Origin of the sequence: Flavobacterium sp. 90 (genome assembly GCF_004339525.1) — a bacterium.
Classification (GTDB): domain Bacteria; phylum Bacteroidota; class Bacteroidia; order Flavobacteriales; family Flavobacteriaceae; genus Flavobacterium.
The window spans coordinates 1,172,244-1,197,910 of sequence record NZ_SMGE01000001.1 but is presented as its reverse complement, the minus strand read 5'-3'; the positions used below and the strand labels follow the sequence as shown (position 1 = coordinate 1,197,910).

Annotated in this window: 26 protein-coding genes; 19 read left to right on the top strand and 7 right to left on the bottom strand. The window is 33.2% G+C overall.

The window, feature by feature from the left end; translation table 11 throughout:
• Positions 1–73 precede the first annotated feature (73 nt).
• Positions 74–1,117 (top strand): 23S rRNA (adenine(2503)-C(2))-methyltransferase RlmN, encoded by a 1,044-nt coding sequence (gene rlmN / locus C8C83_RS04735; RefSeq protein WP_121326655.1) that lies wholly within the window; start codon positions 74–76, stop codon positions 1,115–1,117.
• Between the two features lie 330 nt (positions 1,118–1,447).
• Here the strand turns inward: rlmN and C8C83_RS04730 are convergent, their stop codons facing one another.
• Complete coding sequence (locus tag C8C83_RS04730) at positions 1,448–2,308, bottom strand: hypothetical protein (RefSeq protein ID WP_121326654.1); 861 nt, start codon at positions 2,306–2,308, stop codon at positions 1,448–1,450.
• A gap of 162 nt (positions 2,309–2,470) precedes the next feature.
• On the opposite strand from C8C83_RS04730, the gene C8C83_RS04725 reads away from it, so the two are divergent.
• Positions 2,471–3,448: a polyprenyl synthetase family protein gene (locus C8C83_RS04725; RefSeq protein WP_121326653.1), complete on the top strand. Its 978-nt coding sequence runs from the start codon at positions 2,471–2,473 to the stop codon at positions 3,446–3,448.
• 10 nt (positions 3,449–3,458) lie between these two features.
• Here the strand turns inward: C8C83_RS04725 and C8C83_RS04720 are convergent, their stop codons facing one another.
• Entirely contained in the window at positions 3,459–3,941 is a 483-nt protein-coding gene (locus C8C83_RS04720) for a hypothetical protein (RefSeq protein WP_121326652.1), read from the bottom strand.
• Between the two features lie 274 nt (positions 3,942–4,215).
• Between C8C83_RS04720 and C8C83_RS04715 the strand changes: the two genes are divergently transcribed.
• The 4 genes from C8C83_RS04715 (at position 4,216) to dnaG (ending at position 9,087) form a co-directional block, all read left to right on the top strand.
• On the top strand, positions 4,216–4,776 hold the full coding sequence (locus C8C83_RS04715) for an RNA polymerase sigma factor (RefSeq protein ID WP_121326651.1): 561 nt from the start codon (positions 4,216–4,218) through the stop codon (positions 4,774–4,776).
• Entirely contained in the window at positions 4,763–5,515 is a 753-nt protein-coding gene (locus C8C83_RS04710; RefSeq protein ID WP_121326650.1) for a hypothetical protein, read from the top strand. The genes C8C83_RS04715 and C8C83_RS04710 overlap by 14 nt, the downstream gene beginning before the upstream one ends.
• A gap of 311 nt (positions 5,516–5,826) precedes the next feature.
• Positions 5,827–6,879, top strand: coding sequence for a hypothetical protein (locus tag C8C83_RS04705; RefSeq protein WP_121326649.1), 1,053 nt, complete (start codon positions 5,827–5,829; stop codon positions 6,877–6,879).
• 129 nt (positions 6,880–7,008) lie between these two features.
• The gene (gene dnaG / locus C8C83_RS04700) at positions 7,009–9,087 is read left to right on the top strand and encodes a DNA primase (RefSeq protein ID WP_121329953.1); all 2,079 of its coding nucleotides are present in this window, start codon (positions 7,009–7,011) and stop codon (positions 9,085–9,087) included.
• Here dnaG and C8C83_RS04695 read toward each other — a convergent pair.
• Positions 9,084–9,713, bottom strand: coding sequence for a response regulator transcription factor (locus C8C83_RS04695; protein ID WP_026730588.1), 630 nt, complete (start codon positions 9,711–9,713; stop codon positions 9,084–9,086). The two genes, dnaG and C8C83_RS04695, sit on opposite strands and share 4 nt — an antisense overlap.
• Positions 9,714–9,806: 93 nt before the next feature.
• Complete coding sequence (gene nadE, locus C8C83_RS04690; RefSeq protein ID WP_121326648.1) at positions 9,807–10,613, bottom strand: NAD(+) synthase; 807 nt, start codon at positions 10,611–10,613, stop codon at positions 9,807–9,809.
• Between the two features lie 99 nt (positions 10,614–10,712).
• On the opposite strand from nadE, the gene gldB reads away from it, so the two are divergent.
• The 3 genes from gldB to C8C83_RS04675 all read left to right on the top strand — a co-directional run bounded on the left by gldB (position 10,713) and on the right by C8C83_RS04675 (position 12,877).
• Positions 10,713–11,669: a gliding motility lipoprotein GldB gene (gldB, locus tag C8C83_RS04685; protein ID WP_121326647.1), complete on the top strand. Its 957-nt coding sequence runs from the start codon at positions 10,713–10,715 to the stop codon at positions 11,667–11,669.
• Complete coding sequence (gene gldC / locus C8C83_RS04680; protein WP_165877224.1) at positions 11,669–12,004, top strand: gliding motility protein GldC; 336 nt, start codon at positions 11,669–11,671, stop codon at positions 12,002–12,004. The genes gldB and gldC overlap by 1 nt, the downstream gene beginning before the upstream one ends.
• A gap of 186 nt (positions 12,005–12,190) precedes the next feature.
• The gene (locus C8C83_RS04675) at positions 12,191–12,877 is read left to right on the top strand and encodes a hypothetical protein (RefSeq protein WP_121326646.1); all 687 of its coding nucleotides are present in this window, start codon (positions 12,191–12,193) and stop codon (positions 12,875–12,877) included.
• Between the two features lie 69 nt (positions 12,878–12,946).
• On the opposite strand, the gene C8C83_RS04670 is transcribed toward C8C83_RS04675, so the two are convergent.
• The 3 genes from C8C83_RS04670 to C8C83_RS04660 all read right to left on the bottom strand — a co-directional run bounded on the left by C8C83_RS04670 (position 12,947) and on the right by C8C83_RS04660 (position 15,199).
• Complete coding sequence (locus tag C8C83_RS04670) at positions 12,947–13,579, bottom strand: hypothetical protein (protein WP_121326645.1); 633 nt, start codon at positions 13,577–13,579, stop codon at positions 12,947–12,949.
• 192 nt (positions 13,580–13,771) lie between these two features.
• The gene (yihA, locus tag C8C83_RS04665) at positions 13,772–14,392 is read right to left on the bottom strand and encodes a ribosome biogenesis GTP-binding protein YihA/YsxC (RefSeq protein WP_121326644.1); all 621 of its coding nucleotides are present in this window, start codon (positions 14,390–14,392) and stop codon (positions 13,772–13,774) included.
• A 42-nt stretch (positions 14,393–14,434) separates the two neighbouring features.
• Positions 14,435–15,199, bottom strand: coding sequence for an alpha/beta hydrolase (locus tag C8C83_RS04660; protein WP_121326643.1), 765 nt, complete (start codon positions 15,197–15,199; stop codon positions 14,435–14,437).
• A gap of 378 nt (positions 15,200–15,577) precedes the next feature.
• Between C8C83_RS04660 and mraZ the strand changes: the two genes are divergently transcribed.
• From mraZ to C8C83_RS04610, 10 genes are all read left to right on the top strand, one after another.
• On the top strand, positions 15,578–16,051 hold the full coding sequence (mraZ, locus tag C8C83_RS04655) for a division/cell wall cluster transcriptional repressor MraZ (protein ID WP_099710898.1): 474 nt from the start codon (positions 15,578–15,580) through the stop codon (positions 16,049–16,051).
• Positions 16,026–16,934, top strand: a complete 909-nt coding sequence (gene rsmH / locus C8C83_RS04650; protein WP_199735284.1) for a 16S rRNA (cytosine(1402)-N(4))-methyltransferase RsmH — start codon at positions 16,026–16,028, stop codon at positions 16,932–16,934. The genes mraZ and rsmH overlap by 26 nt, the downstream gene beginning before the upstream one ends.
• Before the next feature lie 16 nt (positions 16,935–16,950).
• The gene (locus C8C83_RS04645) at positions 16,951–17,298 is read left to right on the top strand and encodes an FtsL-like putative cell division protein (RefSeq protein ID WP_121326642.1); all 348 of its coding nucleotides are present in this window, start codon (positions 16,951–16,953) and stop codon (positions 17,296–17,298) included.
• Complete coding sequence (locus C8C83_RS04640) at positions 17,289–19,295, top strand: penicillin-binding protein (protein ID WP_121326641.1); 2,007 nt, start codon at positions 17,289–17,291, stop codon at positions 19,293–19,295. Before C8C83_RS04645 ends, C8C83_RS04640 begins: the two co-directional genes overlap by 10 nt.
• The gene (locus C8C83_RS04635) at positions 19,292–20,755 is read left to right on the top strand and encodes a UDP-N-acetylmuramoyl-L-alanyl-D-glutamate--2,6-diaminopimelate ligase (protein WP_121326640.1); all 1,464 of its coding nucleotides are present in this window, start codon (positions 19,292–19,294) and stop codon (positions 20,753–20,755) included. Before C8C83_RS04640 ends, C8C83_RS04635 begins: the two co-directional genes overlap by 4 nt.
• An 82-nt stretch (positions 20,756–20,837) precedes the next feature.
• Positions 20,838–22,067 carry a phospho-N-acetylmuramoyl-pentapeptide-transferase gene (gene mraY, locus C8C83_RS04630; RefSeq protein ID WP_121326639.1) on the top strand — a complete coding sequence of 410 codons (1,230 nt, stop codon included), beginning with the start codon at positions 20,838–20,840 and terminating at the stop codon, positions 22,065–22,067.
• A gap of 53 nt (positions 22,068–22,120) precedes the next feature.
• Positions 22,121–22,471, top strand: a complete 351-nt coding sequence (locus C8C83_RS04625) for a four helix bundle protein (protein ID WP_121326638.1) — start codon at positions 22,121–22,123, stop codon at positions 22,469–22,471.
• Positions 22,472–22,535: 64 nt separating this feature from the next.
• A complete protein-coding gene (murD, locus tag C8C83_RS04620; RefSeq protein WP_121326637.1) occupies positions 22,536–23,867 on the top strand; it encodes a UDP-N-acetylmuramoyl-L-alanine--D-glutamate ligase in 1,332 nt (443 codons plus the stop codon).
• 74 nt (positions 23,868–23,941) lie between these two features.
• Entirely contained in the window at positions 23,942–24,310 is a 369-nt protein-coding gene (locus tag C8C83_RS04615) for a four helix bundle protein (protein WP_347812776.1), read from the top strand.
• 40 nt (positions 24,311–24,350) lie between these two features.
• On the top strand, positions 24,351–25,667 hold the full coding sequence (locus tag C8C83_RS04610) for an FtsW/RodA/SpoVE family cell cycle protein (protein WP_121326635.1): 1,317 nt from the start codon (positions 24,351–24,353) through the stop codon (positions 25,665–25,667).

Here is a 25,667-nt window from a genome sequence, read left to right as displayed (position 1 = left end):
TCTAATTCATCATTTTTTGAGATTGTATTGCAGTTTTTAGGATTAGAAATGAACAAATACTTAAATTTGCACCATGCAAATCGAGAAAAAAGACATAAGAGCCTTATCAAAAGATCAATTGCGCGATTTTTTTGTCGCAAATAATGACAAAGCTTTTCGCGGAAATCAAGTGTATGAATGGTTATGGAGCAAAGGAGCACATAGTTTTGATGATATGACCAATGTTGCCAAAGCAACACGTTCTATGCTGGAGGATAATTTTGTGATCAATCATATTAAGGTTGATACAATGCAACGAAGCAGCGACGGAACCGTAAAAAATGCCGTTCGTTTGCATGATGGATTAGTTGTGGAATCAGTTTTGATTCCAACAGAAACCAGAACAACAGCTTGTGTTTCAAGTCAGGTTGGTTGTAGTTTGGATTGTAATTTCTGTGCAACTTCACGATTAAAAAGAATGCGTAATCTGGAGCCGGGAGAAATCTACGATCAGGTTATTGCAATTGATAAAGAAAGCCGTTTGTATCACAATCATCCGCTTTCGAATATTGTTTTTATGGGAATGGGCGAACCTTTGATGAATTATAATAATGTAATCAAAGCCATCGATATGATTACGTCGCCGGAAGGTTTAGGAATGTCTCCAAAACGTATTATGGTTTCGACTTCAGGAATTCCAAAAATGATCAAGAAAATGGCTGATGATGATGTAAAATTCAAATTGGCGGTTTCTTTACACTCGGCAATTGACGAAGTTCGTGCGCGAATTATGCCTTTCAGCAAAAATTTTCCACTGGCAGATTTGAGAGAATCATTAGAATATTGGTACAGAAAAACAAAGAATAAGATTTCATACGAATATGTAGTTTGGAAAGGAATCAATGATGATAAAGCTTCAATCGACGCATTAGTAAAGTTCTGTAAATATGTTCCGTGTAAAGTAAATCTAATCGAATATAATCCAATTGATGACGGAGAGTTTCAACAAGCTTCAGAAGAATCTATTATGGCTTATATAAAAGCTTTAGAAAATATTGGAGTTGTAGTAAAAGTACGTCGCAGCCGCGGAAAAGATATCGATGCAGCTTGCGGACAATTGGCAAATAAAGAAGGATAAATTTCGATTAGTGATGTATGCAATATTTATGTAGTCCCTACGGGACAAAAATACATTTAATGAATTGTTTGTCTACCAATATATAATCTCTCCGAGATATTCCGCTAGGAATTAGATATTGGTAGAAAAAAAGGACGTCGACCGAAATATGATCTCTCCGGGATATTCCGCTAGGAATTAGATATTGGTAGAAAAATAGCATGTCGACCGAAATATGATCTCTCCAGGATATTCCGCTAGGAATAATTGATCGGTAGAAAAAAAAATATTGACAAAGTGAATTTGTTCCATAGGAACATCTGATCGCATCATTATATAAAAAAAGGATTCTTATTTTTTCAAATCAATTTCTTCCGTTACGCCATCTTTGGTTACTTTGGCAAGAGTATCACAATTTCCATCGCCATAATCAACCACGGCAGTAGTTCCATTTTTGGTAATAGAAACAACACCTTTTACAGCAAATGGTTTTCTGCATGAAGAGTCAAATTCAAGAGGAGTTGTAATTTCTGCTGAAAAAGTATCTCCGTTCGGAAAAGTAGTTGTTCCGCTTCCGGTTACTAAATATGCATTGTCTTCCCAATTAAACCAAGTATCATATCCCGTAACCATTTCTTTTACCAGTGAGCCTTTTCGGGTATAAACGCCGCCATCATCAAAAGTAATCGTCATATCGATTGTTGCAGTAGAAACCGGATGCGCTGTTGCCAATAAATTAGTTGTTTTAATAGTTCTAACGATGCTTTTACTTCCTTGAAGTTTTTTGCCATTATGATAAAAACCGTCAAAAGTATAGCTTATGGTTTGAGTAGAGGCAGAGAAATCGTTAGCAAAAGAAATAACCATTTTTCCTTTAACCACGTTTCCGTTATCAAGCGTACATCCTTCAACACCAAAATCAACCGTTTTTGTCCACGTGTTATTCGTTAAAACTGTTGTAATAGTAGCACAACTCGGTAAAAAGTTTTTTACAGGGCCGCCGGGTTTAGCAGTAGTATTTTGTTGTGCGTTAAATTGATCTTCGGCAATATTAGTAACATCTTCAATTGAAGCATCAATTTTAGAAGCTGTAATAATTTCATTGTTCGAAATTGCCGTAGTAGTTCCGTCATTTGTTTTTTCATCAGAATTACAACTAATAAAAAAAGATAAAGCGACTAATGTTCCAATAAATAAAACTTTTGTTTTCATAGTAAATAGTTTAAATGGTTTTACTTTTAAATAATGAATTCAAATTAGGCTTTATGAAAAATGTTCTTGGTAGAGTTTTTTTGAGTTAATACTTAAATTATTGTTATACTAACTTAAAATAGACAACGTTTTTTTATTTAAAATAGTATATTTGGGATCGAAATGAATATTACTTCTCAAATAAAACAGCCCATTTTTAACGAGATGGAACTTTTTGAAAAAAAGTTCCATGAATCGATGACCTCAAAGGTGGCTTTACTGAACCGTATTACCTATTATATAGTAAATAGAAAAGGGAAACAAATGCGTCCGATGTTTGTTTTTCTAACTGCCAAAATGGTTTCAGAAGGTATCGTAAATGAGCGAACGTATCGTGGTGCATCTGTAATTGAGCTTATTCATACCGCAACTTTAGTACATGATGATGTGGTGGATGATAGCAATCGCCGCCGCGGATTTTTCTCTATAAATGCACTTTGGAAAAATAAAATTGCCGTTTTAGTCGGGGATTATTTATTGTCTAAAGGTTTGTTGCTTTCTATCGATAATGGTGATTTTGATTTACTCCGAATCATTTCTGTTGCCGTTCGTGAAATGAGCGAAGGTGAATTACTTCAAATCGAAAAAGCTAGAAGACTTGATATTACCGAAGAAGTATATTACGAAATCATCCGAAAGAAAACTGCAACACTTATTGCTGCTTGTTGCGCGCTTGGTGCAAAATCAGTAATTGAAGATGATGCTCAGGTTGAGAATATGCGCAAATTTGGTGAGTTAATCGGAATGGCTTTTCAAATCAAAGACGATTTATTCGATTATAGCGAAGAAGCAATCGGTAAACCAACAGGAATCGATATTAAAGAGCAAAAAATGACTTTGCCTTTGATTCATGTTTTAAATACTTGTACTCCGCAAGAAAAAAAGTGGTTGATAAACTCCATCAAAAACCACAATAAAGACAAGAAGCGCGTCAAAGAAGTTATTGCCTTTGTAAAAAACAATAATGGTTTGGCTTACGCCGAAAATAAAATGATCGAATTTCAGCAAGAAGCACTTTCGTTACTTCAAAACTTTGAAGATTCTGAGTTTAAAGATGCTTTGATTTTGATGGTGAACTACGTTATTGAAAGAAAAAAATAAGGATTAAGTTTTATTTTTTCTTTGTTTTCTTTTTCGATGGAAGTGAAAATTCTTGTGCCGGTACCGTTATATATTCCACTATATTTATTCTCGATCCCAGATTTAAATTAATTTCCTGTATTTGACAATCGTTAAGATCGATTTTTTCAATTTTAAATTCCCCGTAAGATCTTTTTGAAAATAATATGGAGTAAATCCCTCTTTCAATATTAATATCGAAAAGGCCATCATCATTTGTTTCGTAAATGTTTGTGATTTTAGAAGATAAATTTGTCAAAGATATCTCTACGCTTTCAACGCTGCGTAATTGGCCATCGAAAGTTTTACCTTTAATTTTAGCAAAACCAGTATTCGAATATCCAATAGTTTTGTTCTCAACTTTTATTGAGTCTGCTTTTTCTTCTTTAGAAAAGCCGGTAATTGCTTTATTTTCATTTTGAGAAAAAAGTAATACTGAAAAAAGACAAAAAATTGAGCTCAATATTATTTTCATTGTGATTTGGTTTTCTGCTAAAATAGGAAATAGAGGCCAATCTGAAACACTTACTATCTTTAATTCTTCTTAAGTTTACATCAGATAAAAAAAATAGAAAATTTTTCAAACTGAAAATTGATTTATCTGTTTGTAAATCAGTGTTTTGTTTTGTTCGATTGGAATTTAGAATTTTTTTATTGAAATTTTTCCCATCCTGATGCAACCATTTCGAAACGACAATCGTCTATGCTAATAGAAGTCTGTTACTAAACCAAAAACCAAAAGCTTATAAATGAAAATTATTCATTTACATCAAGAAGAAACCGAAATTATAAAGTTGGCTGTCGAAAATAATCGGCAAGCGCAACAGCAAATATACAGTCGGTTTTCACCAAAAATGTTAAGTGTTTGTCGACAATATATAAAAGACATTCAATTGGCAGAAGATGTGATGATAACAGCTTTTATGAAAGTGTTTACCAATTTAAACAAATTTGAAAATAAAGGAAGTTTTGAAGGCTGGATCCGTCGAATTATGGTCAACGAATGTATCTCTTATTTAAGAGTTCAGAAAAAAGTAAAGTTTACCGATGATGAAATTTATGTAGAAGAAAGTTTCAATGCAATCGACAGTAAGTTTTCGACAGATCAGATTCAGTTTTTAATAGACGCTTTGCCGGACGGATACAAAATGGTTTTCAATTTATACGCCATAGAAGGATACAAACACAATGAAATTGCCAAGATGTTAGGGATTAATGAAGGAACATCGAAATCGCAATTATCGCACGCCAGAAAAATGCTGCAAACACAAATTAATACATTAAAAAAACAAGATAATGGAACCGAATAATTTTGAAAAGGATTTCCGTGAAAAACTAAACGAACGTCAGATCGAGCCAAGCAATAAAGCCTGGGATAGATTAGACGCAATGTTGAGTGTTGCCGAAGAAAAAAAACCGACAGTTCGACTTCGCTCACTGCAAGTTCCAAAAAATAGGAAATGGTTTTATATAGCAGCGAGTATTGTTGGTTTCTTATTAGTTGGGACTTTCTTTTTTAATCAGAGGAAAAGCATTATTGAAACTCCTAAAGAAACGGTTGTAATAGAAGAAAATACTAAGAAAGATTCGGTTGAAAAACCAACTTTAAACGTAACCAATTCTGTTAAGGAAGAAGTAGCAGTTTCAGAAAAAACGGCAAAACAAGCTTTAGATAAAAAAGAGAACATTCATCCTGATACTTTAAAACAAAACCTAAACAAACCAATTAAAAATGAGAAAAATCAAATAGCGGAGTCTTCAGTCATCATCAAAAACAATCAAGAAAAACAATCAATCAATAATGTGAATCCAATTGTCGAAAATTCTAAAAAAGAGAATATAGATCAATTATTAGATTCGGCTGAAAAAAGTGTTGTTGCGCAGAATTCGGTTAAACCAAAAGCAAAAATTAAAATAAATGCCAACGATTTATTAAATCAGGTCGATGGTGAATTGGAGCTTTCGTTTAGAGAAAAAGTAATCACAAAAGTCAATAAAAATTATCAAACAGTAAAAGTGGCTTTGGCAAATCGGAATCAGCAGGAGTAGAGAGTAAAGAATCAAGAGTAAAGAAGCAAGATTATAGAAGCAAGAGTATAGAGTATAGATTTTTAGTTCCGGAGGAACGATCCATATTGTAGCGTCGGGTTTTAACCCGATATAGATGGGATTCATATTTCGTATTTCGCAATCGACAATTCACAATCAAAATTTCACAATCAAAATTTCGCAATCAACATTTCAAAATCGACAATTCACAATCAACAATTCACAATCAACATTTCACATTTCCTAATTCACAATCAACAATTAATCATCAATAATTAACAATTAATAATCATCATCAAAATCAATCAATCATGAAAAATTTTACCATTTATCTCGTTATCCTTGTTTTTCTATTTGTTAGTAAAGTACTGGGACAGGAAACTTTTGAGTCGAAAGCAAGGCAAATTGCCAATAAAATAGAAAAGATAACTAAGGAAGAAAAAGCAACTCTAAAAGAAGAAGTTGAAGCTGTAAACGTTCAGTTATCTGAAGGGAAAATTACGCAGGAACAAGCCGATAAACGCAAAAAAGAATTGGCAGAAGTCAGAGCTACAATTATTGAGCAAAAAGTAACCGAGGCTCAAAATGAACTTAATGATTTGGTTCAGCAAAAAGTAGACGGAAAAATCAAAGAAGGAGATTCGATAAAGAAACATACCTTGGTTATTCACTGGAACGATAAAGAATGGAAAGACAATAAAAAGAGAAAAGATTCTATTCGCGGAGAAAGAAGAACGACATCGCAATTTGTGTTTGCAATGGGTTTGAATAATATGATGGTCGATGGAAAACTACAGGATTCGAATTACAGTTTTATAGGTTCGCATTTCTACGAATGGGGTTTTACCTATAATTCAAGATTAATGAAAAACGACAATTTATTGCATGCTAAATACGGACTTTCATTAATGTATAATAATATACGTCCAACGGATAATCGTAATTTTGTTGTCAACGGAAATCAAACTGAGTTGCAGACAAATGCTATAAATTTAGACGAATCTCGTTTTAGAAATGTTTATATCGTTGCGCCGGTTCATTTGGAGTTTGATTTTTCTAAGCCTAAAGTAGTTAACGGAAAAACGTATTTTAGAACACATAAAAGTTTCCGTTTTGGAATTGGAGGATATGCAGGAATCAATGTAAAATCGAAACAAATTCTGAAATACGATCAGGATGATTTAGATTATAAAACCACTATAAAAGGAGATTATAATGTGAATAATTTTATATACGGATTAAGTTCTTATATAGGTTATAAAGAAATGAGTTTGTATGTAAAATATGATCTGAACCCTTTATTTCAGGACAATTTAGTAAAAGAGAATAATATCTCGTTAGGATTAAGATTTGATTTAAATTAAGAATACAATAAGGTTAGTTAATTGAAAAAGTGCTTCGAAAGAAGCGCTTTTTTTTATTTGAAATCATCACATTTCAAGATTGATTTGTGTACTTTTACAGACTTCAAATTTTTTAAAATATATTACGTTTTGATTTCACAAGCTACAATTGATTCCGTTTTTGAAACTGCTCGAGTAGAGGAGGTTATTGGTGATTATGTTAACTTAAAACGTGCAGGAAGTAATTACAAAGGTCTAAGTCCATTCTCAGATGAGCGCTCTCCATCGTTCATGGTGTCGCCCGCAAAAGGAATCTGGAAAGATTTTAGTACTGGAAAAGGAGGGAATTCTGTAAAGTTCTTAATGGAACATTCGCAATTTACCTATCCCGAAGCCATTCGATATTTGGCTAAAAAATACAATATTGAGATCGAAGAGACAGAACAAACCGATGCTGAAAAAGCGATGACGGACGTTCGTGAAAGTATGTATTTGGTTTCGGAATTTGCAAAAGATTATTTTAATAAAACGCTTTTAAATTCAGAAGAAGGAAAAGCAATTGGACTCTCTTATTTTAAGGAAAGAGGTTTTACCAATGAAACAATCAAAAAATTTAGTTTAGGATATTCGCCAGAAACCTGGGATGCTTTGACCAAAGAAGCTTTAGGTAAGGGCTATAAATTGGAATTTTTGGAAAGCACCGGTTTAACAATTGCGAGAGAAGATCGCCCGTTTGACCGTTTCAAAGGCCGTGTGATGTTTCCTATCGAAAGTATGTCAGGACGTGTTTTAGGATTTGGAGGACGCATCTTAACGAATGATAAAAAAGCAGCAAAATATTTAAACTCGCCGGAAAGTGATATTTACCATAAAAGTAAAGTGCTTTATGGAATTTTTCAGGCGAAACAGTCGATTGCAAAGCAAAACAATTGTTACTTAGTAGAAGGTTATACAGATGTAATTCAGTTTAATCAAGCCGGAATCGAGAATGTTGTTGCTTCGTCAGGAACAGCTTTAACGCCGGATCAGATTCGTTTAATTAATCGTCTTACAAGAAATATTACCGTACTTTTTGACGGAGATGCTGCAGGTTTACGTGCTGCTATTCGAGGAATTGATTTGATTCTTGAAGAAGGAATGAATGTAAGAGTTTGTGCTTTTCCTGACGGAGAAGATCCTGATAGTTTTGCGCGAAAAACTTCGCATGACGATCTTGTTGCTTATTTAGAAGAAAACAGTAAAGATTTTATACAGTTTAAAGCATCGCTCTTAATGAAAGAGGCTAAAAACGATCCTATAAAAAAAGCGGATTTGATTCGTGATATGGTTGTTAGTATTTCTAAAATTCCAGATCGTATTCAACGTGAAGTTTATACTCAGGAATGTGCCAGAATTATGGATATTTCTGAGCAGGTTTTGGTAAGTACTTTGGCTCAGCTGATTCAAAAAGACCTTACAGAAGCTAGCAAAAAGCAAAAACAGGAGCAAAAACCTTTTGAAGTTTTTAGAAACCAACCCCAACAACCTCCAAGTAATGCCGGATATTCAGGAGGAGATCCTGATGATCCAAGAACAGGGCCGCCAGATGATTATTATCCGGGAGGACCAGGATATGCAGCACCAGTAGAGCAAACAGAAAAAGTTGATATTTTATACCGTTTAGAACGCAAAGTAATTGAGATTTTATTACTTTACGGAGATAAAATGGAAGAATTTGAAGATGTGCTTTTAAAAAATAATGATGAAGGCGAGGTTATAATGGTTTCAGAAATGAGACAATATAAAGTACATCAACGAATTTATTTGAGTTTGCAGGAAGATGAGGTTGAACTTTCTAATAACTTATTCCGCGATATTTATACTGATTTGATTGCATTTTACAATCAAAACGACAAATTCAGTTTAGAGCAATATTTAATGCGTCTACAGCCTGATTTTGCTCAGGAAGTTACAGATATTTTGATGGAAGATGAACGATTGACACTTCACGATTGGGAAGGGCAGAACATTTTTTCGAAAATGAAAGACGAAACAATTGCGCAATATGTTACTGAAACGATTATGTCTATGCGTTGGTTTTTGGTTGACAAAATCATCCAAGAATTAAAAAGCTCTATACAACCTGATAATTCAGATAATACAGAGCTTTTGTCGATGGTTGTTGATTACTCAAAACTAGTTAATTCGTTTTCGAAAAAACTAGGAAGAGTAATGTCAAGGTACCATTAAATAATTTCTAAAGTCTTTGCTTTGTTAACAAGATCTACTAAATTAGTAACATTTAATTTAGTCAATAATCTTAATTTGTAAGTACTGATCGTTTTTTCGTTCAGGTTTAAGATTTTAGAGATTTCATTGTTTTTCTTACCATCACTTAAGTAACGTAAAACTTCGATCTCGCGATTAGAAAGTTTTCTGTACAAACGTTCGCTTTTGCTTTGTTTCGCAATAAGAGCCATGTTTTTACGCACAGTTTCGTTGATGATAATTTTTCCTTCATGTACTTTAATAATAGAAAGACCTAAAGTTTCAAGTTTTTCTGTTTTGTGCACATACCCAGAAACTCCTGCTTTGATCGCATTTGGAGCGTACATTTGTTCAGCGAGGTCACTAAAAATTACAATTTTTGTTTTTGGGAAGTTTTTCAGGATAGATTTAACTTCAAAGATACTTGAGAGACCTTCTAATTCCAGATCTAGAATTAGGATGTCAATCTCCTTCGTTTGAAGAATATCTCTAACCATTGAAAAATTGCCTACGTTGGCAACAATTGAAATTTGATCGTGGTCTTTAAAATAAGACTTAACGCCAAAGTGAGTCACAGGATGATTGTCTGCAAGACATACTTTAATCATAATTTTTACCTTTTTTAGAATTGTTCATGTTTTTGGAACTGTAAAATTAATAAATAAATTCTGTAATTAATTGCAGACAAATGTTAAAAAGTTTTATTTTAACGTTTTTGGTATAATGCAGACCGGAATTGCGTCCATTTTATGCTTGTTGCTGGTGTTTAAACGTTTATAAATTTCAAAGACAGATTTTTCTCTCCCACTGTAGTCAGCTGGCGTATTTCCTGACTCCGCGGCCAACATCGCCCATTCAAGTTCGTCATAACTTGCTCCTAATTGATCCTCATCGGTTCGATTATCGCCAAATAATCCATCAGTTGGTGCAGCTGTTAAAATTGATTGTGGAATCGTTAAAAATTCTCCAAGAGCATAAACATCCGACTTCATTAAGTCGGCAATTGGACTTAAATCGACTCCGCCGTCTCCGTATTTGGTGTAAAATCCTACTCCAAAATCCTCTACTTTGTTCCCGGTTCCGGCAACTAATAACCCGTGAATTCCGGCCAAATAATATAAAGAAGTCATTCTCAAACGAGCACGTGTATTAGCTAATGATAAGCTAACTTTTGCTTCGTCATCTGTTTTTGGTACTGCACTTTTAAAAGCTTCAAAAGTGGCAGTTAAGTCTGTTTCTACGTTAGAAACATTCGGAAAACGCTTTTTTAATTGCTCTATATGTTCTCTTCCTCTCGAAACCTGATTTTCGGCCTGGTGAATTGGCATTTCTACACATAAAACTTTCAAACCGGTCTGGGCACATAATGTAGACGTTACGGCAGAGTCAACGCCACCGGAAATTCCAATTACAAAACCATTTACTTTTGCATTGTTAGCATAATTTTTCAACCACTCTACAATGTGGTTATTCACTTTTTCTGTTTGAATCGTACTTTTTTTAGCCATAATAGTTCAAGATTTAAGATGCAGGGGTGTATATTTGCACAAATATTTTTAAGTAACGTTTATTTAAAATATAGGCAACACAAATCTAATTAAAATAAAATGAAAATATATCGCTTTGTAGTGGTTCTGGGCTTGTTTTTTTTGTCCTGTGATCAAAAAACTAAAGTTGAAAAAGCAGTAGAAGAAATTCCGGTTGATATTAAGGTTGAGCGTTTTGATAAAGCGTTTTTTGAAAGTAAACCAGAGGATTTAGCGAAATTAAAAAGACAATATCCTTTCTTTTTTCCGGCAGGAAATGATGATAGTGTTTGGTTAAAGAGAATGCAGGATCCGCTTTGGAGAGAAGTGTATACAGAAGTGCAAAAAAAATACAGCAATTTTGAACCGGTACGCGAGAAATTCAATGCACTTTTTCAGCATGTAAAATATTATTTTCCTAAAACTAAAACGCCAAAAATTATTACGGTAATTGGTGAAATGGATTATAATTCTAAAGCAATTTATGCAGACAGTCTGGTAATTGTTGCACTGGAATTGTATTTGGGAAAAAATCATAAGTTTTATGAGTTTCCAAATTATCTGAAGGAAAATTTCGAGGAAAATCAAATTATGCCAGATGTGGTTTCTAGTTTTACTTATAGAAATATTCCTGCTTCTGCAGATAAAGATTTGCTTTCTAAAATGATTTTTGATGGAAAGCAGCTTTATGCAAAAGATTTGCTTCTGCCTGAATATTCAGATGCAGAAAAAATAGGGTACAAACCGGAACAAATAAAATGGTGTGAAGAAAATGAGGCCTATATGTGGCGTTTTTTTGTAGAAAGCGAAATGTTATATAGTCAGGATCCAAAATTAACAACACGTTTTATGACTCCAGCTCCGTTTTCTAAATTTTATTTAGAAATTGATAATGATTCTCCAGGAAGAGTTGGTGCCTGGATTGGCTGGCAAATCGTGCGATCTTATATGAAAAATAATACTGTAACGTTGCCGGAATTATTAAAAACAAACTCAAAAGAAATTTTCGAAAAGTCAAAATATAAACCGAAGAAATAATGTCAGATACAATAAACTCAGAAATTAGATTCAATATAGAATTGGACGGAAACCGCGTTCCGGAAAAATTAACATGGAGCGCACAAGATGGCGGTGTGCAGGCTGAAGAAGCAAAAGCAATAATGTTGTCTATTTGGGACAGCAAAGCCAAAGAAACTATGCGTATAGATTTATGGACAAAAGATATGCCGGTTGATGAAATGAAGATTTTCTTTCACCAAACTTTAGTTGCGATGTCCGATACTTTTAAACGTGCGACTGACGATGAAAAGATGTCAGATACGATGAAAGATTTTTGTGATTATTTTGCAGAAAAATTGGAGTTGACAAAGTAATTTGAAAAATCCAATAATGAAATCCCAAATTCCAATTGTAAAGATTGGGATTTGGGATTTTTTCGTTAGTTATTTCTTTTTTAGAATTTTAATCTTAACTTTAGAAGGCATTATTATTTAAGTTGCTTCTATTAAGTAAAAATAATTTGCAGTCGAGATAGTTCATGATCTGAAAAAGTAATAATTATGCTATTTCCATTTTTTATAAGCCTTATAGGATTGTTTTTTTTACTGGTAAACAGTATTCGTTTTTATAAAACACGAAAAAACAAAGATGTTCAGTATATCATAATTATGATTTATTTGATTTTTTTGTTTGTACAGGAACTGCTATGTAATATTATTGGATTTTGTTATCCGGGATCTAATTTCTTCCTTTCTCATTATTATTTTATTTTTCAATTTATTGCGTTAAGTATATTCTTTTATAGTTTGTTTTCAGATGTGGTTTTGAAGCGAATGATACTTTTGTTTTTGATATCGGTTTTGGTTCTGTTAGCGATTCAATATTATAAAACTCCGGATCTTTATTGGAGATTTAATTTGCTTGAAATTGGAACAACTTCAATGTTGTTAATTGTTTACGCGTTAATCTTTTTGATTCGGAATTTCAAAACGGCGAAACATAACTATTTGTTTTTCTGCAATGGATTGATCATTTATCTCGCAAGTAGTTTGAGTATTTTTTTAAGTGGTAATACTGATTGGGTGATTTTTACCGAACCATTTGTGCTTGATTTGTGGTTTTTTAATTCTCTGTTTTATATTCTGTATCAATTTTTAATATACAAAGAATGGAAAGATTTAAATCATAAAGAAGTAAGTAAAGAATCAGATCCGGCAGATACTTTTGATGATCCCGGAAAGGTGTAAAGAATAAAATAATAGATAAATAAGAAATCCCAAACTCCAGTGGTATAAAACTTGAAGTTTGGGATTTTTCTATTTAACAGATCTTTTGTCCAGATCTTTTAGTATCTTTTTTAAAGCTCCTGTCATTAATTTATTTGAGCTTTTATAAAAATGTACATTGTCGAGTAGTTTGCTTGATTTTTCTGTTTCCCACACGGATTCATTCTTGGTTTTTCTGGCAACTCCAACTACATTTTGAGAGTAAATGATTTCCTGTAAGTTTAAATCATAAATTTCGACAAGTACAGAAGCTTCGTTTCTTCCTGTTTCGTTATCAGATTGATAGAGTTCGATTGAAGAGAAATCACTTTTGTTTTTTTGGGTAGAAATATTGATGAAAAAATCAAAACCAGTTCCTTCTTTCAGTTCCTTTAATTTTGTTTTACTTGGGTTAAAGTTAATTTTTCTAGGGACAAGTAATCCGTTAACATCATGAATATAAGATACTCGATCTGCTAATTTCTTTTTGAAAAATTCTAAAGATTCTGCTGTCAGTTTATCTTTCTGGTTTTTAGGGCTGTCTAACTCATTTAATAACCATTTTCCTGAAGTGAAATCAACACCAGATCTTGGTCCGGAAGTAAACATGTAAGTTTTTGTTGAGCACGATGAAAATAAAATAGAAATAAAAAAAAAGAAAAAGATTGGTTTGATATTCTTCATGAATTAGGTTTTGGTTGCCGCAAATGTAGTTTAAAACGCACAATAAAAAAAGCAAAAAAAATTCCAAATTCCAATTTAAAAAGTATTGGAATTTGGAATTTTTTATATTGAAACTTTTGTTTTCCTGAGCGAAGTCGAAGGATTGGAATTGTGGTCCCGAAGCTTCGGGATAAAAGAATTAGGATTTGTTTTTTAAAACTTATTACTGTTTTTAAAAACTTCCTGATTTACTTCGTCGATATAATTTAAAACGTCATCTTTTCCTATTTGCTCTGTAGCGGATGTCACAAAATAGTGTGGCATTTCTTCCCAGTTATTGGCAAACATTTGTTTTTTGTATGCTGCAATATGAGAGTCAACTTTAGTTTTACTGATTTTATCTGCTTTTGTAAAAATGATACAAAACGGAATCTCGCTTTCTCCCATATATGACATAAATTCAATGTCTATATTTTGAGCTTCGTGACGAATATCAATCAAAACAAAAGCACAAACAAGTTGTTCTCTTGTTTCAAAATAATCAGTTATAAATTGCTGAAAGACTGATTTTGTTTTTTTTGATACTTTAGCATAACCATAACCAGGTAAATCGACCAAAAACCAGTTGTTATTAATCTTAAAGTGATTAATTAGCTGTGTTTTCCCTGGTCTTCCTGAAGTTTTAGCTAAGTTTTTATGATTGGTAAGCATATTGATCAACGAAGATTTACCTACGTTAGATCGTCCGATAAAAGCATATTCCGGCAAAAAATCCTGTGGACATTTTGCTACTTCGGAATTACTGATAATAAATTCGGCGGTATTAATTTTCATGTTTTTTGTTTTTAAAACCTCCTTAAAGTCGAAAGTTAGATGCTATAAATTCTTTTTTGTGAGCCATTCTTCAAGAATTGTGTTGAATTCCTGAGGGTGTTCCATCATAGCAGCGTGTCCACATTTGTCTATCCAATACAAAGTTGAATTAGGCAATAATTTATCAAATTCTTCGGCAACATTTGGTGGTGTAACGGCATCATTTTTACCCCAAATGATACAGGTTTCTACTGTCATTTTTGGTAAATCTTTTGCCATATTATGGCGAATTGCACTTTTGGCAATCGTTAAAGTTTTGATTAGTTTTATGCGGTCGTTTACCGTTGCATACACTTCATCAATAAGCTCGGGAGTTGCAATTGCAGGATCGTAAAATACATCTTCAGCCTTCTTTTTTATGTATTCGTAGTCACCTCTTTTTGGATAACTATCACCCATTGCGCTTTCGTAAAGTCCAGAACTTCCGGTAATTACGAGTCCGGCTACTTTTTCAGGATACATTTTGGTGTGATAAAGAGCAATGTGTCCTCCAAGGGAGTTGCCTAATAAAATTACCTGATCAAATCCTTTAAAAGTGATAAAGTCTTTAACGTATTTCGCAAAACTTTTTACGTTTGTTTTTAAAATACTTTGGGTATAGATTGGCAAATCCGGGATAACAACTTTGTATCCTTTCGATGGGAAATATTCTGCTACAGCATCAAAGTTACTTAGGCCTCCCATTAAGCCATGTAAAATCACGATAGGAGTTCCTTCTCCAGCTTCATAATAGCTGTATTTGCCTTCTTTTTTGTAGTGTTTGTCCATTTAATTTAATGCCAATTTCAATTTGGACAAATATAGGGTTTAATAAATAAAAATGAATTTTTGATACCGTTTTTTAACTAGATAATTTCAGTAGAATTTCTAAGTGATTAAAAATCAGGTTTTATGGGTGTTTTTTGACGAATCTTCAAATGTTAAGAAATTAGCATAATACTTATTTTTTTAAGAAAAAAGGTGCGTATTTTTTTTGATTGATCAGTGTTGTCAGGAATTGATTAATAATTAGTTAACGTATTGATTGTTTAGTAATTAGGAGAGGTGGTAGGAAAGTGGTTAAACTTATTAACAAAGTGGTATATAGTGGTAAATTGTGGTAATATTTTTTATATTTTTGTCCTATAACATATTAATGAATTTTTCTTGAACACAATTGTCGGAACATATGAGTGTAAAGTCGATGCTAAAGGAAGGCTTATGTTGCCTGCACCTTTGAAAAAGCAATTGACTGCATCTCTTCAAAACGGATTTGTTTTGAAGCGCTCAGTTTTCCAACCGTGTTTAGAATTGTATCCAATGGACGAGTGGGACTTGATGATGCAAAAAATCAACAAGCTGAATCGTTTTGTAAAAAAAAACAATGACTTCATTCGAAGATTTACTGCTGGTGTTAAAATGGTAGAAATTGATGCGTTAGGAAGATTATTGGTTCCAAAGGATTTGGTTGCTTTTTCAAGTATTTCTAAAGATGTCGTTTTTTCATCTGCGGTTAATATTGTGGAGATTTGGGATAAGGATTTGTATGAAAAATCAATAAGTGGCGAAGATATGGATTTTGCAGATTTAGCCGAAGAAGTAATGGGAAATATTAATGACGACGACAATGGAATATCATAATCCGGTTTTGCTTCATCCTACAGTTGATGGTTTAAATATTAAACCAGATGGTATTTATGTAGATGTAACGTTTGGTGGCGGTGGTCATTCAAAAGAAATTTTGAGACGATTAGGGCCAAACGGTAAATTATTTGCTTTTGATCAGGATGAAGATGCTCTTGCAAATGCGTTGCCGGACGAACGGTTTACCTTAATTAATGAGAACTTTAGATTTATAAAAAGGTTTTTGCGTTTTCATGGTGTTAAAGGAGTAGATGGAATTTTGGCAGATTTAGGAGTTTCATCACATCAGTTTGATGTTCCTGAGAGAGGTTTCTCAACAAGATTTGATGCTGAACTCGATATGCGGATGAGTCAAAAAAATGATTTAAGTGCTTATCGTGTAGTTAACGAATATGAAGAACAGGATTTACGTCGTGTTTTTTTTGATTATGGGGAGTTGAAGAATGCGCCACTTTTATCAAGAACAATTGTAGAGGCAAGAGAACACAGGCCAATTAAAACTACAGATGAATTGAAAGATGTTCTGGCGAAATTTTTACCGGAAAGAATTCGAAATAAAGTATTGGCTCAGATTTATCAAGCTATTCGAATTGAGGTAAATCAGGAAATGGATGTTTTGAAAGAGTTTATAGAACAATCTTTAGAAATTCTAAATCCAGGCGGAAGATTCTCAGTAATCTCTTATCATTCTCTTGAAGACAGGTTGGTAAAAAGATTTATTAAAAACGGAATGTTTGAAGGAGAACCAGAACGTGATTTTTTTGGAAATTTTTCTGTTCCATATAAAACGATAGGAAAGTTGATTGTTCCGGATGATGTCGAGATTAAAATCAACAATAGAGCAAGAAGTGCAAAATTGAGAATTGCTGAAAAGATATAATATATATAGGTAGAAAATGAAAGGTGGAGTATTTGGCATATTAAAAGCAAGATTTCTGATTAACGATGATGCAGTAAAAAACTGGAGGTTCATTGTTTTTATCATTCTGCTTGCTATACTGATGATTGCAAATACGCAACGATACGAGCAAAAAGTCTTTGAAATTGCAAAGCTTAATAATGAAGTAAAAGAATTGCGATCAGAATTTGTAGATCGCCGTTCAGAATTGATGAAGTTAAAAATGGAGTCGACTATATCGGATAAAATGCTTGAAAAGCAGATTTTTCCATCAACGGTTCCTCCGGTTAAAATAGAAGTTAAAAAAGAAGAAGAAAAAAGTTTCTTTAAAAGAATATGGCAGTAGACGATAAACATATATCCTACAGAATTTACCTCGTAGCAGTTTTCATCTTTGTGATGGCAATTGCTATTGTCGTTAAATTAACCAATATTCAATGGGTTGAAGGAGATTATTACAGAAAACTGGCGAAACAACGTACGGTTAGAAATTTTGTGATTCCGGCAAACAAAGGAAATATCTATTCTGCTGATGGAAGTTTATTGGCAACATCGATTCCTAATTATGAAATTAGATTTGATGCCAAAGCGCCAAAAACGGAAACTTTCGAAAAATATGTAAAAGCATTATCAGATTCATTGTCTAAAGTTTTGGATAGACCGGCAGGTTATTACGAACAGGAATTAAGAAAAGCCAGAGCCAATAAAAATCGGTATTATTTGATTGCTCGCAAGTTGAGTTATACAGAATATGTGAAGATTAAAGGATTTCCGTTGTTCAAATTGGGGGCTTTTAAAGGTGGAATTATAATTGAACAAGAAACTGTTAGAAAACATCCTATAGGTAAAATTGCGGAAAGAACGATTGGGTATGACAAAATCGATCCGGCAACAGGAATGGAAGTTGGAAAAGGAATTGAGTGGGCTTTTAAAAATTACCTGAACGGAAAAGATGGGAAAATTCTAAAGCAAAAAATAGCAAAAGGGCAGTGGAAACCTATTCGTGATGTAAATGAGGTTGATCCAATTGATGGTTATGATGTGATTTCTACGATAGATGTTTTTATTCAGGATATTGCGCACCACGCTTTGTTGAAACAATTAGAAGATTATCAAGCAGATCACGGTTGTGTGGTGGTTATGGAGACAGAAACGGGACATGTAAAAGCGATTTCTAATTTAGGAAGAGCAGAAGACGGATCGTATTTTGAAACCACAAATTATGCTATTGCAGAATCTCACGAACCGGGATCAACTTTTAAATTAGTTGATTTAATGGCAATTTTAGAAGATAAAGTTGCTGATACAAGTACGGTTTATGATAGCCACGGCGGAGAAATAAGATATTACGGACGTGCTGTTCGTGATTCACATAAAGGAGGTTACGGCAAGGTTTCTTTAGCACGCGGATTCGAACTTTCGTCAAATACGGTAATGGTTCAGGCAGTTTATGAAAATTATAAAAGCAATCCATCAAAATTTGTAGATCACATTAATAGCTACGGATTGAATAAGACATTAGGATTGCATTTTAAAGGAGAAGGAAGACCATATATTCCACAACCTGGAGATAAACATTGGTCAGGAACTACGCTTCCGTGGATGGCTTTTGGATATAATGTTTCGGTAACACCAATGCAAACATTGGCTCTTTATAATGCAGTTGCTAATAATGGAGTAATGGTAAGGCCACAATTTGTATCGGAAATAAAAGAATGGAACAAAACCATTAAGAAATTTGATGTTGAAGTAATTAATCCAAAAGTATGTTCGCAAGAAACACTTAATAAAGTAAGAGCTGTATTGCAGAATGTAGTAAAAAAAGGAACAGGTTCTAAGTTGTATTCGAAAGATTTTTCGATGGCAGGAAAAACAGGGACGGCTATGGTAAATTACAGCAAGGCAGGAAGAGAAGGAATGTATTATGCGTCTTCTTTCGTAGGATATTTTCCGGCAGATCATCCAAAATATTCTTGTATTGTGGTAGTTCACAAACCAAATACAGCTAAAAATAATTATTACGGAGCAGATGTTGCAGGACCGGTTTTTAAGAGAATTGCTCAAAAAATATTTACAGATGCGCCTTCGACAAATAAAATTAAAAAGTTAGACTCAAGGATTCCAAAGCAAGAAGACAATTATAATCAATATACTGTCGACGTAAATAAAAAATCAAATCAGATTCCTGATTTAAAAGGAATGCCGGGAATGGATGCAATTGCTTTACTGGAAAATTTAGGTTTGAAAGTAAAAGTAAATGGAGTAGGGAAAGTAAAAAAACAGTCTTTACAAGCTGGACAAAATATTAGTAGAAACGCAACAATAGTATTAGAATTATCGTGAAAATACTTAAAGACATATTATACAAAGTAGCAATTGAATCTGTAACGGGTTCGACTGAAATTGATATACATAAAATTGATTTTGATTCAAGAAAAATTGAAGCAAGTGATGTTTTTGTGGCAATTCGCGGATCACTTTCTGATGGACATGATTATATCCAGAAAGCGATCGAGTTGGGTGCTATTGCGATTATTTGCGATACTTTGCCTGAGAATATTGAAAAAGGAATTACCTATATACAAGTAAAAGATACCAATACAGCATTGGCTTTTTTGGCGGCTAATTATTTTGGAAATCCTTCTGAAAAATTAAAATTAGTTGGTGTTACGGGAACAAATGGTAAAACCACGATTGCATCATTGTTGTTCCAGTTGTTTCAAAAAGCAGGATTTAAAGTTGGTTTATTATCAACGGTAAAAATTATGGTTGATGAAACGGAATATCCTGCAACACATACAACGCCAGATTCTATCACAATAAATCATTATCTAAATGAAATGATTGAAGCGGGTGTCACACATTGTTTTATGGAAGTGAGTTCTCATGGAATTCATCAAAAGAGAACAGAAGCGTTGCATTTTGTTGGAGGGATTTTTACCAATCTTTCTCACGATCATTTAGATTATCATCCAACTTTTGCAGAATACAGAGATGTAAAAAAGTCATTTTTTGATTCATTGCCAAAAACTGCTTTTGCATTATCAAACGTTGACGATAAAAACGGAACTGTGATGTTGCAAAACACAGTGGCAAGAAAATTTACATATGCCTTGAAATCTTATGCTGATTTTAAAGCCACAATATTAGAAAGTCAGTTGTCAGGATTATTATTAAAAGTAAATGACAATGAAGTTTGGGTAAAACTTATCGGGACTTTTAATGCTTATAATGTTTTGGCAATTTACGGAACTGCTGTTGAACTTGGAATGGATAGTCTGGAAGCGTTGCGCTTATTGTCTGATTTAGAGAGTGTTTCTGGTCGTTTTCAATATATTGTTTCGGAAGGAAATATTACGGCAATTGTAGATTATGCGCATACGCCGGATGCATTGGATAATGTGTTAAAAACAATTAATGATATCCGTACCAAAAACGAACAATTGATTACTGTTGTTGGTTGTGGCGGAAACAGAGATAAAACGAAAAGACCAATTATGGCAAAAATTGCTACAGATCTTAGTGATAAAGCAATTTTAACTTCTGATAATCCAAGAAACGAAGATCCTGAAGTGATTTTAGACGAAATGGAAAAAGGAGTTGAAGCGCATAATTATAAAAAAATATTAAGGATTACCGATCGTAAACAAGCTATAAAAACGGCTTGTCAATTGGCTCAGCCAAATGATATTATTCTGATTGCAGGAAAAGGTCACGAAACTTATCAGGAGATAAGCGGAGTTCGTCATCATTTTGATGATATGGAAACTGTAAAAGAAATCTTAGATCAACTAAACAAATAATAAAAATAAATTTTTAAGTTCAAATACCACCACAATAATTGGAATTTGGAATTTCTAAATTGGAATTTAAAAAATATAAAATATGCTATACTATTTATTTGAATATTTCGATAAAACACTGGATATCCCGGGAACTGGAGTTTTTCAATACATCACTTTTAGATCAGCTTTAGCGTTAATGCTTTCGTTGCTTTTGTCGACGATTTACGGAAAAAGAATTATCAATTTTTTGCGTAATCAACAAGTTGGTGAAACAGTTCGTGAATTGGGTTTACAAGGTCAAAATGAAAAAGCAGGAACGCCAACAATGGGTGGATTGATTATCATTTTTGCTACTCTTTTGCCGGTTTTGTTGTTTGCTCGTTTGCATAATATTTACATTGTTTTGCTTATTGTAACCACACTTTGGATGGGAACAATTGGTTTTATAGATGATTATATTAAAATATTTAAAAAAGATAAAGCAGGTCTTAAAGGAATTTTTAAAGTTATTGGTCAGGTTGGTTTAGGACTTATCGTTGGAACTGTTTTGTATTTTAATCCGGCAGTTACAGTAAGAACTGATACAGGATATATTGGAACTCAAAAAAATGTAAGCACAGCGGTTGTTATGCCTGCTCCAATGGAAGAGAAATCAACAGCAACGACAATTCCTTTTGTAAAAAACAATGAATTTGATTATGCCGAATTGTTGGCATGGACAGGAGAAGGATATGAAAAATGGGCTTGGTTAATTTTTATTCCGGTTGTGATTTTTATTATTACAGCAGTTTCAAACGGAGCAAATTTAACAGATGGTATCGATGGTCTCGCAGCGGGAACTTCGGCAATATCTGTTTTAGCACTCGGAATATTTACGTTTGTTTCCGGTAATATCATATTCTCTAATTATTTGAATATTATGTATATCCCCAATTCGGGAGAAATGACCGTGTTTATATCTGCATTTGTTGGTTCTCTGATTGGTTTTCTTTGGTACAATTCTTATCCCGCATCTGTTTTTATGGGAGATACAGGAAGTTTGACTATTGGTGGAATCATTGCAGTTCTGGCAATCGCAGTTCGAAAAGAATTATTGATTCCTTTATTGTGCGGAATCTTTTTAGTGGAGAATTTCTCAGTGGTTTTGCAAGTGAGTTATTTTAAATTCACTAAAAAACGTTTTGGTGAAGGACGCAGAATCTTTCTGATGTCGCCTCTTCATCATCATTATCAAAAGAAAGGATATCATGAAAGTAAAATCGTAACTCGTTTTTGGATTGTTGCCATTATGTTAGCCATATTATCAATTGTTACTTTAAAACTAAGATAGAATTTCAATTAAAAATTGAGAATTAAAAATTAAAGTATTGCACGTTCTTAAAAATGAAAGAAAATATTATTCAGGATAAATCATTCCTTTTTGCAGTTAGAATAATCAATTTGTATAAATATCTAACCACTAAAAAGAAAGAGTTTGTTTTGAGTAAACAGATTTTAAGATGTGGAACTTCAATTGGAGCAAATATCGAAGAATCAATTGGAGGACGTTCTGATAAAGAGTTCTTGTTTAAGCTTGAAATTTCATATAAAGAAGCTAGAGAAACAATTTATTGGTTGAAATTATTGAAAGCAACAGATTATATCTCTGTAAGTGAATTCGACAGCATCTTTGGTGAGGCTAATGAAATTTGCAGAATATTAGCGAAAATTATAATAACCCTAAAAGGAAAATAGGAATTTGGTTAAAGGTCACAGTTGATTTTTAATTTTTAATTCTAAATTTTTAATTACATAGCCTATGAGATTAGTTGTTTTAGGAGGAGGAGAAAGTGGTGTTGGTACCGCTATTCTTGGGAAGAAAAAAGGATATGATGTTTTTGTATCGGATTTTGGAAAGATAAAAGAAAGTTATAAAGAAGTTCTTATCATTAATAAAATTGCCTGGGAAGAGGAACAGCATACTGAGGACCTGATTTTAAACGCCGATGTGGTGATGAAAAGTCCGGGAATTCCTGAAAAATCTCCAATAGTACAAAAGCTTATCGCTGCGGGAATTAAGGTAATCTCGGAAATTGAGTTTGCGAAACCTTTTACAGAAGCGCTGACAATTGGAATTACAGGTAGTAACGGTAAAACGACTACAACAATGTTAACACATCATTTGCTGAAATCGGCAGGTTTGAATGTTGGTTTAGGAGGAAATATTGGGAAAAGTTTTGCCTGGCAGGTAGCCGAGAATAAATTTGATGCCTATGTGCTGGAGTTAAGTAGTTTTCAGCTTGATGGAATTATAGATTACAGGCCTGATATTGCAATAATTACAAATATTAGTCCAGATCATTTAGACCGATACGAATATAAATATCAAAAATATATTGATTCAAAGTTTCGAATAACAATGAATCAGACGGAAAGCGATTATCTTATTTACGATGCAGATGATGAAGCGATTACGGAATGGTTAAAAAATAACACAACAAAAGCAAAATTAATTCCTTTTTCATTGTCTAAAACATTCACTGAAGGGGCTTCTATAAATAACAACAAAATGGAAATAAAGATCAACCAAGAAGAGTTTACAATGGAAACAGAACACATTGCGTTAGAAGGAAAACATAACATGAAAAACGCAATGGCAGCAAGCTCCGTGGCGAAATTGATGCAGATTAGAAATGCAACAATTCGCGAAAGTTTATCAAATTTTCAAGGTGTTGAACACCGTTTAGAGAAAGTACTTAAAATTCAGAATGTACAATATATCAATGATTCAAAAGCAACAAATGTAAACGCTACATTCTTTGCTTTAGACAGTATGAATGTTCCAACGGTTTGGATTGTTGGAGGAGTTGATAAAGGAAATGATTACAACGAATTGATGTCGTTAGTTCGTGAAAAAGTGAAAGCAATTATCTGCTTAGGAATCGATAATCGTAAGATTATTGAGGCTTTTGGAAATGTTGTTGATATCATGGTTGAAGTAAATAATATGAACGATGCTGTAAAAACAGCGCAACGTTTAACAGAAAAAGGAGATACAGTTTTATTGTCACCGGCCTGTGCAAGTTTCGATTTATTCGAAAACTACGAAGATCGTGGAAAACAATTTAAACAAGCAGTACACAATCTATAATTTTAGATTTCTGATTTTAGATTTTAGATTGTTTTCTAGACTTTGAATTCAAAAATAGAATATAAGTTCTTTTAATGATGATGACGGATGAAATGAAGTTGAGAACTAAAAAGTTCTCTTTGATGATAATTGATTTAGCAGAAAAATTGCCAACAACATATGTAGTAAAAGTAATTGCAAATCAAATAGTGAGAAGTGGTACATCGGTTGGAGCAAATTACAGAGCAGTTTGCAGAGCAAGAAGTGATCGAGAATTTGTTTCTAAAATGAATATAGTTTTAGAAGAATCTGATGAAACTTTATTTTGGCTGGAAATTATAAAAGAAAAAATGTGGATTGCAAAATCTGAGTTAGAGATAATTTGGAAAGAAGGAAATGAGTTAACCGCTATTTTCGTTAGCAGTTTAAAGACAGTAAATAATAGATTAAATAATAAAAATTAAGAGGTAAGATTTTAAAATAATCTAAAATCAGAAATCTAAAATGAAAGAACTAGTAAACAAACTAAAAGGAGATAGAGTAATATGGTCATTCGTGGCTTTATTAGCACTGTTTTCGTTTATGCCAGTTTTTAGTGCGAGTAGTAATCTGGCATATATTGGTCACGGAACCGGAAATACACTGGGATATTTGGTAAAACATTTAGCTCACGTTTGTATTGGATTCCTGATTATTTATTGGGTACACAGAGTTCCGTATCATTATTTTAGAGCGATTTCTAAAATAGCTTTGCCAATTGTTTGGTTTTTATTGCTTTATACATTGTTGAAAGGAACTGTAATTGCCGGCGCAAATGCGAGTCGTTGGATTCAGGTGCCATTTATTGGTATTACGTTTCAAACTTCGACTTTGGCGGCAAGTATATTATTCATATTTGTAGCGCGTTATTTGTCAAAAACCAGAGATGAGAATGAGCCGTTTCAAGCTTCACTAATTCAACTTTGGTTGCCAGTTTTTATAACATTGGCACTTATTTTGCCAGCAAACTTTTCGACAACAGCGTTGATTTTTTCAATGGTTATGATGCTGACATTTATTGGTAAGTATCCATTAAAATATATTGGATTTATTATAGGTTCTGGAATTGCAATGTTAGCGTTTTTCCTTTTAGTGGCAAAAGCTTTTCCGGATTCAAGATTCTTTAGCAGGGTTTCAACTTGGGAAAGTCGTATTATGAATTTTACCACAGATAAACCTGATGAAGATGATTATCAAATCGAAAAGGCAAAAATCGCGATTGCATCTGGAAAACTAGGAGGATTAGGACCGGGTAAAAGTGTTCAGAAGAACTTTTTACCTCAATCATCTTCAGATTTTATTTATGCGATTATTGTTGAAGAATATGGATTAGTAGGCGGAGTATCGATATTGGTTTTGTACTTGTTGTTATTGTTCCGTTTTGTAATAGCATCACATAAAGCTACGACTTTGTTTGGAAAATTAGTCGTCGTCGGGCTCGGATTTCCGATGATATTTCAGGCGATGATTAATATGGCGGTTGCTGTAGAATTATTGCCGGTAACAGGACAAACGCTTCCGCTGATAAGTTCTGGAGGTAGTTCGATTTGGATGACTTGTTTCTCGCTTGGAATTATCATTAGCGTGACTAAAAAAGATGAAGAAATAGCAGAAGAAAATGAAGAAAAAGAAAGACGTAAAGAAGCACTTCAACGATTAATTGATAAAGAATTATCAGAAGAAGATTTGCCGGCTGACGAAAAAATATATGAAGAAGAAGGAATGTATTCGATCGAAGATACTTCCAGAAATCCAATGAATGCAGTATTAAATAAAGCTTAG

Excerpts from the sequence above, each read along its gene's own strand:
- murD (WP_121326637.1), top strand. The coding sequence starts at position 22,536 with ATGAGATTAGTTGTTTTAGGAGGAGGAGAAAGTGGTGTTGGTACCGCT.
- C8C83_RS04730 (WP_121326654.1), bottom strand. The coding sequence starts at position 2,308 with ATGAAAACAAAAGTTTTATTTATTGGAACATTAGTCGCTTTATCTTTT.
- gldB (WP_121326647.1), top strand. The coding sequence starts at position 10,713 with ATGAAAATATATCGCTTTGTAGTGGTTCTGGGCTTGTTTTTTTTGTCC.
- C8C83_RS04660 (WP_121326643.1), bottom strand. The coding sequence starts at position 15,199 with ATGGACAAACACTACAAAAAAGAAGGCAAATACAGCTATTATGAAGCT.
- nadE (WP_121326648.1), bottom strand. The coding sequence starts at position 10,613 with ATGGCTAAAAAAAGTACGATTCAAACAGAAAAAGTGAATAACCACATT.
- C8C83_RS04725 (WP_121326653.1), top strand. The coding sequence starts at position 2,471 with ATGAATATTACTTCTCAAATAAAACAGCCCATTTTTAACGAGATGGAA.
- mraY (WP_121326639.1), top strand. The coding sequence starts at position 20,838 with ATGCTATACTATTTATTTGAATATTTCGATAAAACACTGGATATCCCG.
- C8C83_RS04675 (WP_121326646.1), top strand. The coding sequence starts at position 12,191 with ATGCTATTTCCATTTTTTATAAGCCTTATAGGATTGTTTTTTTTACTG.
- C8C83_RS04670 (WP_121326645.1), bottom strand. The coding sequence starts at position 13,579 with ATGAAGAATATCAAACCAATCTTTTTCTTTTTTTTTATTTCTATTTTA.
- gldC (WP_165877224.1), top strand. The coding sequence starts at position 11,669 with ATGTCAGATACAATAAACTCAGAAATTAGATTCAATATAGAATTGGAC.
- rlmN (WP_121326655.1), top strand. The coding sequence starts at position 74 with ATGCAAATCGAGAAAAAAGACATAAGAGCCTTATCAAAAGATCAATTG.
- C8C83_RS04610 (WP_121326635.1), top strand. The coding sequence starts at position 24,351 with ATGAAAGAACTAGTAAACAAACTAAAAGGAGATAGAGTAATATGGTCA.
- C8C83_RS04645 (WP_121326642.1), top strand. The coding sequence starts at position 16,951 with ATGAAAGGTGGAGTATTTGGCATATTAAAAGCAAGATTTCTGATTAAC.
- C8C83_RS04640 (WP_121326641.1), top strand. The coding sequence starts at position 17,289 with ATGGCAGTAGACGATAAACATATATCCTACAGAATTTACCTCGTAGCA.
- yihA (WP_121326644.1), bottom strand. The coding sequence starts at position 14,392 with ATGAAAATTAATACCGCCGAATTTATTATCAGTAATTCCGAAGTAGCA.
- C8C83_RS04695 (WP_026730588.1), bottom strand. The coding sequence starts at position 9,713 with ATGATTAAAGTATGTCTTGCAGACAATCATCCTGTGACTCACTTTGGC.
- rsmH (WP_199735284.1), top strand. The coding sequence starts at position 16,026 with ATGACGACGACAATGGAATATCATAATCCGGTTTTGCTTCATCCTACA.
- C8C83_RS04625 (WP_121326638.1), top strand. The coding sequence starts at position 22,121 with ATGAAAGAAAATATTATTCAGGATAAATCATTCCTTTTTGCAGTTAGA.
- C8C83_RS04715 (WP_121326651.1), top strand. The coding sequence starts at position 4,216 with ATGAAAATTATTCATTTACATCAAGAAGAAACCGAAATTATAAAGTTG.
- C8C83_RS04720 (WP_121326652.1), bottom strand. The coding sequence starts at position 3,941 with ATGAAAATAATATTGAGCTCAATTTTTTGTCTTTTTTCAGTATTACTT.
- C8C83_RS04705 (WP_121326649.1), top strand. The coding sequence starts at position 5,827 with ATGAAAAATTTTACCATTTATCTCGTTATCCTTGTTTTTCTATTTGTT.
- C8C83_RS04615 (WP_347812776.1), top strand. The coding sequence starts at position 23,942 with ATGATGATGACGGATGAAATGAAGTTGAGAACTAAAAAGTTCTCTTTG.
- C8C83_RS04710 (WP_121326650.1), top strand. The coding sequence starts at position 4,763 with ATGGAACCGAATAATTTTGAAAAGGATTTCCGTGAAAAACTAAACGAA.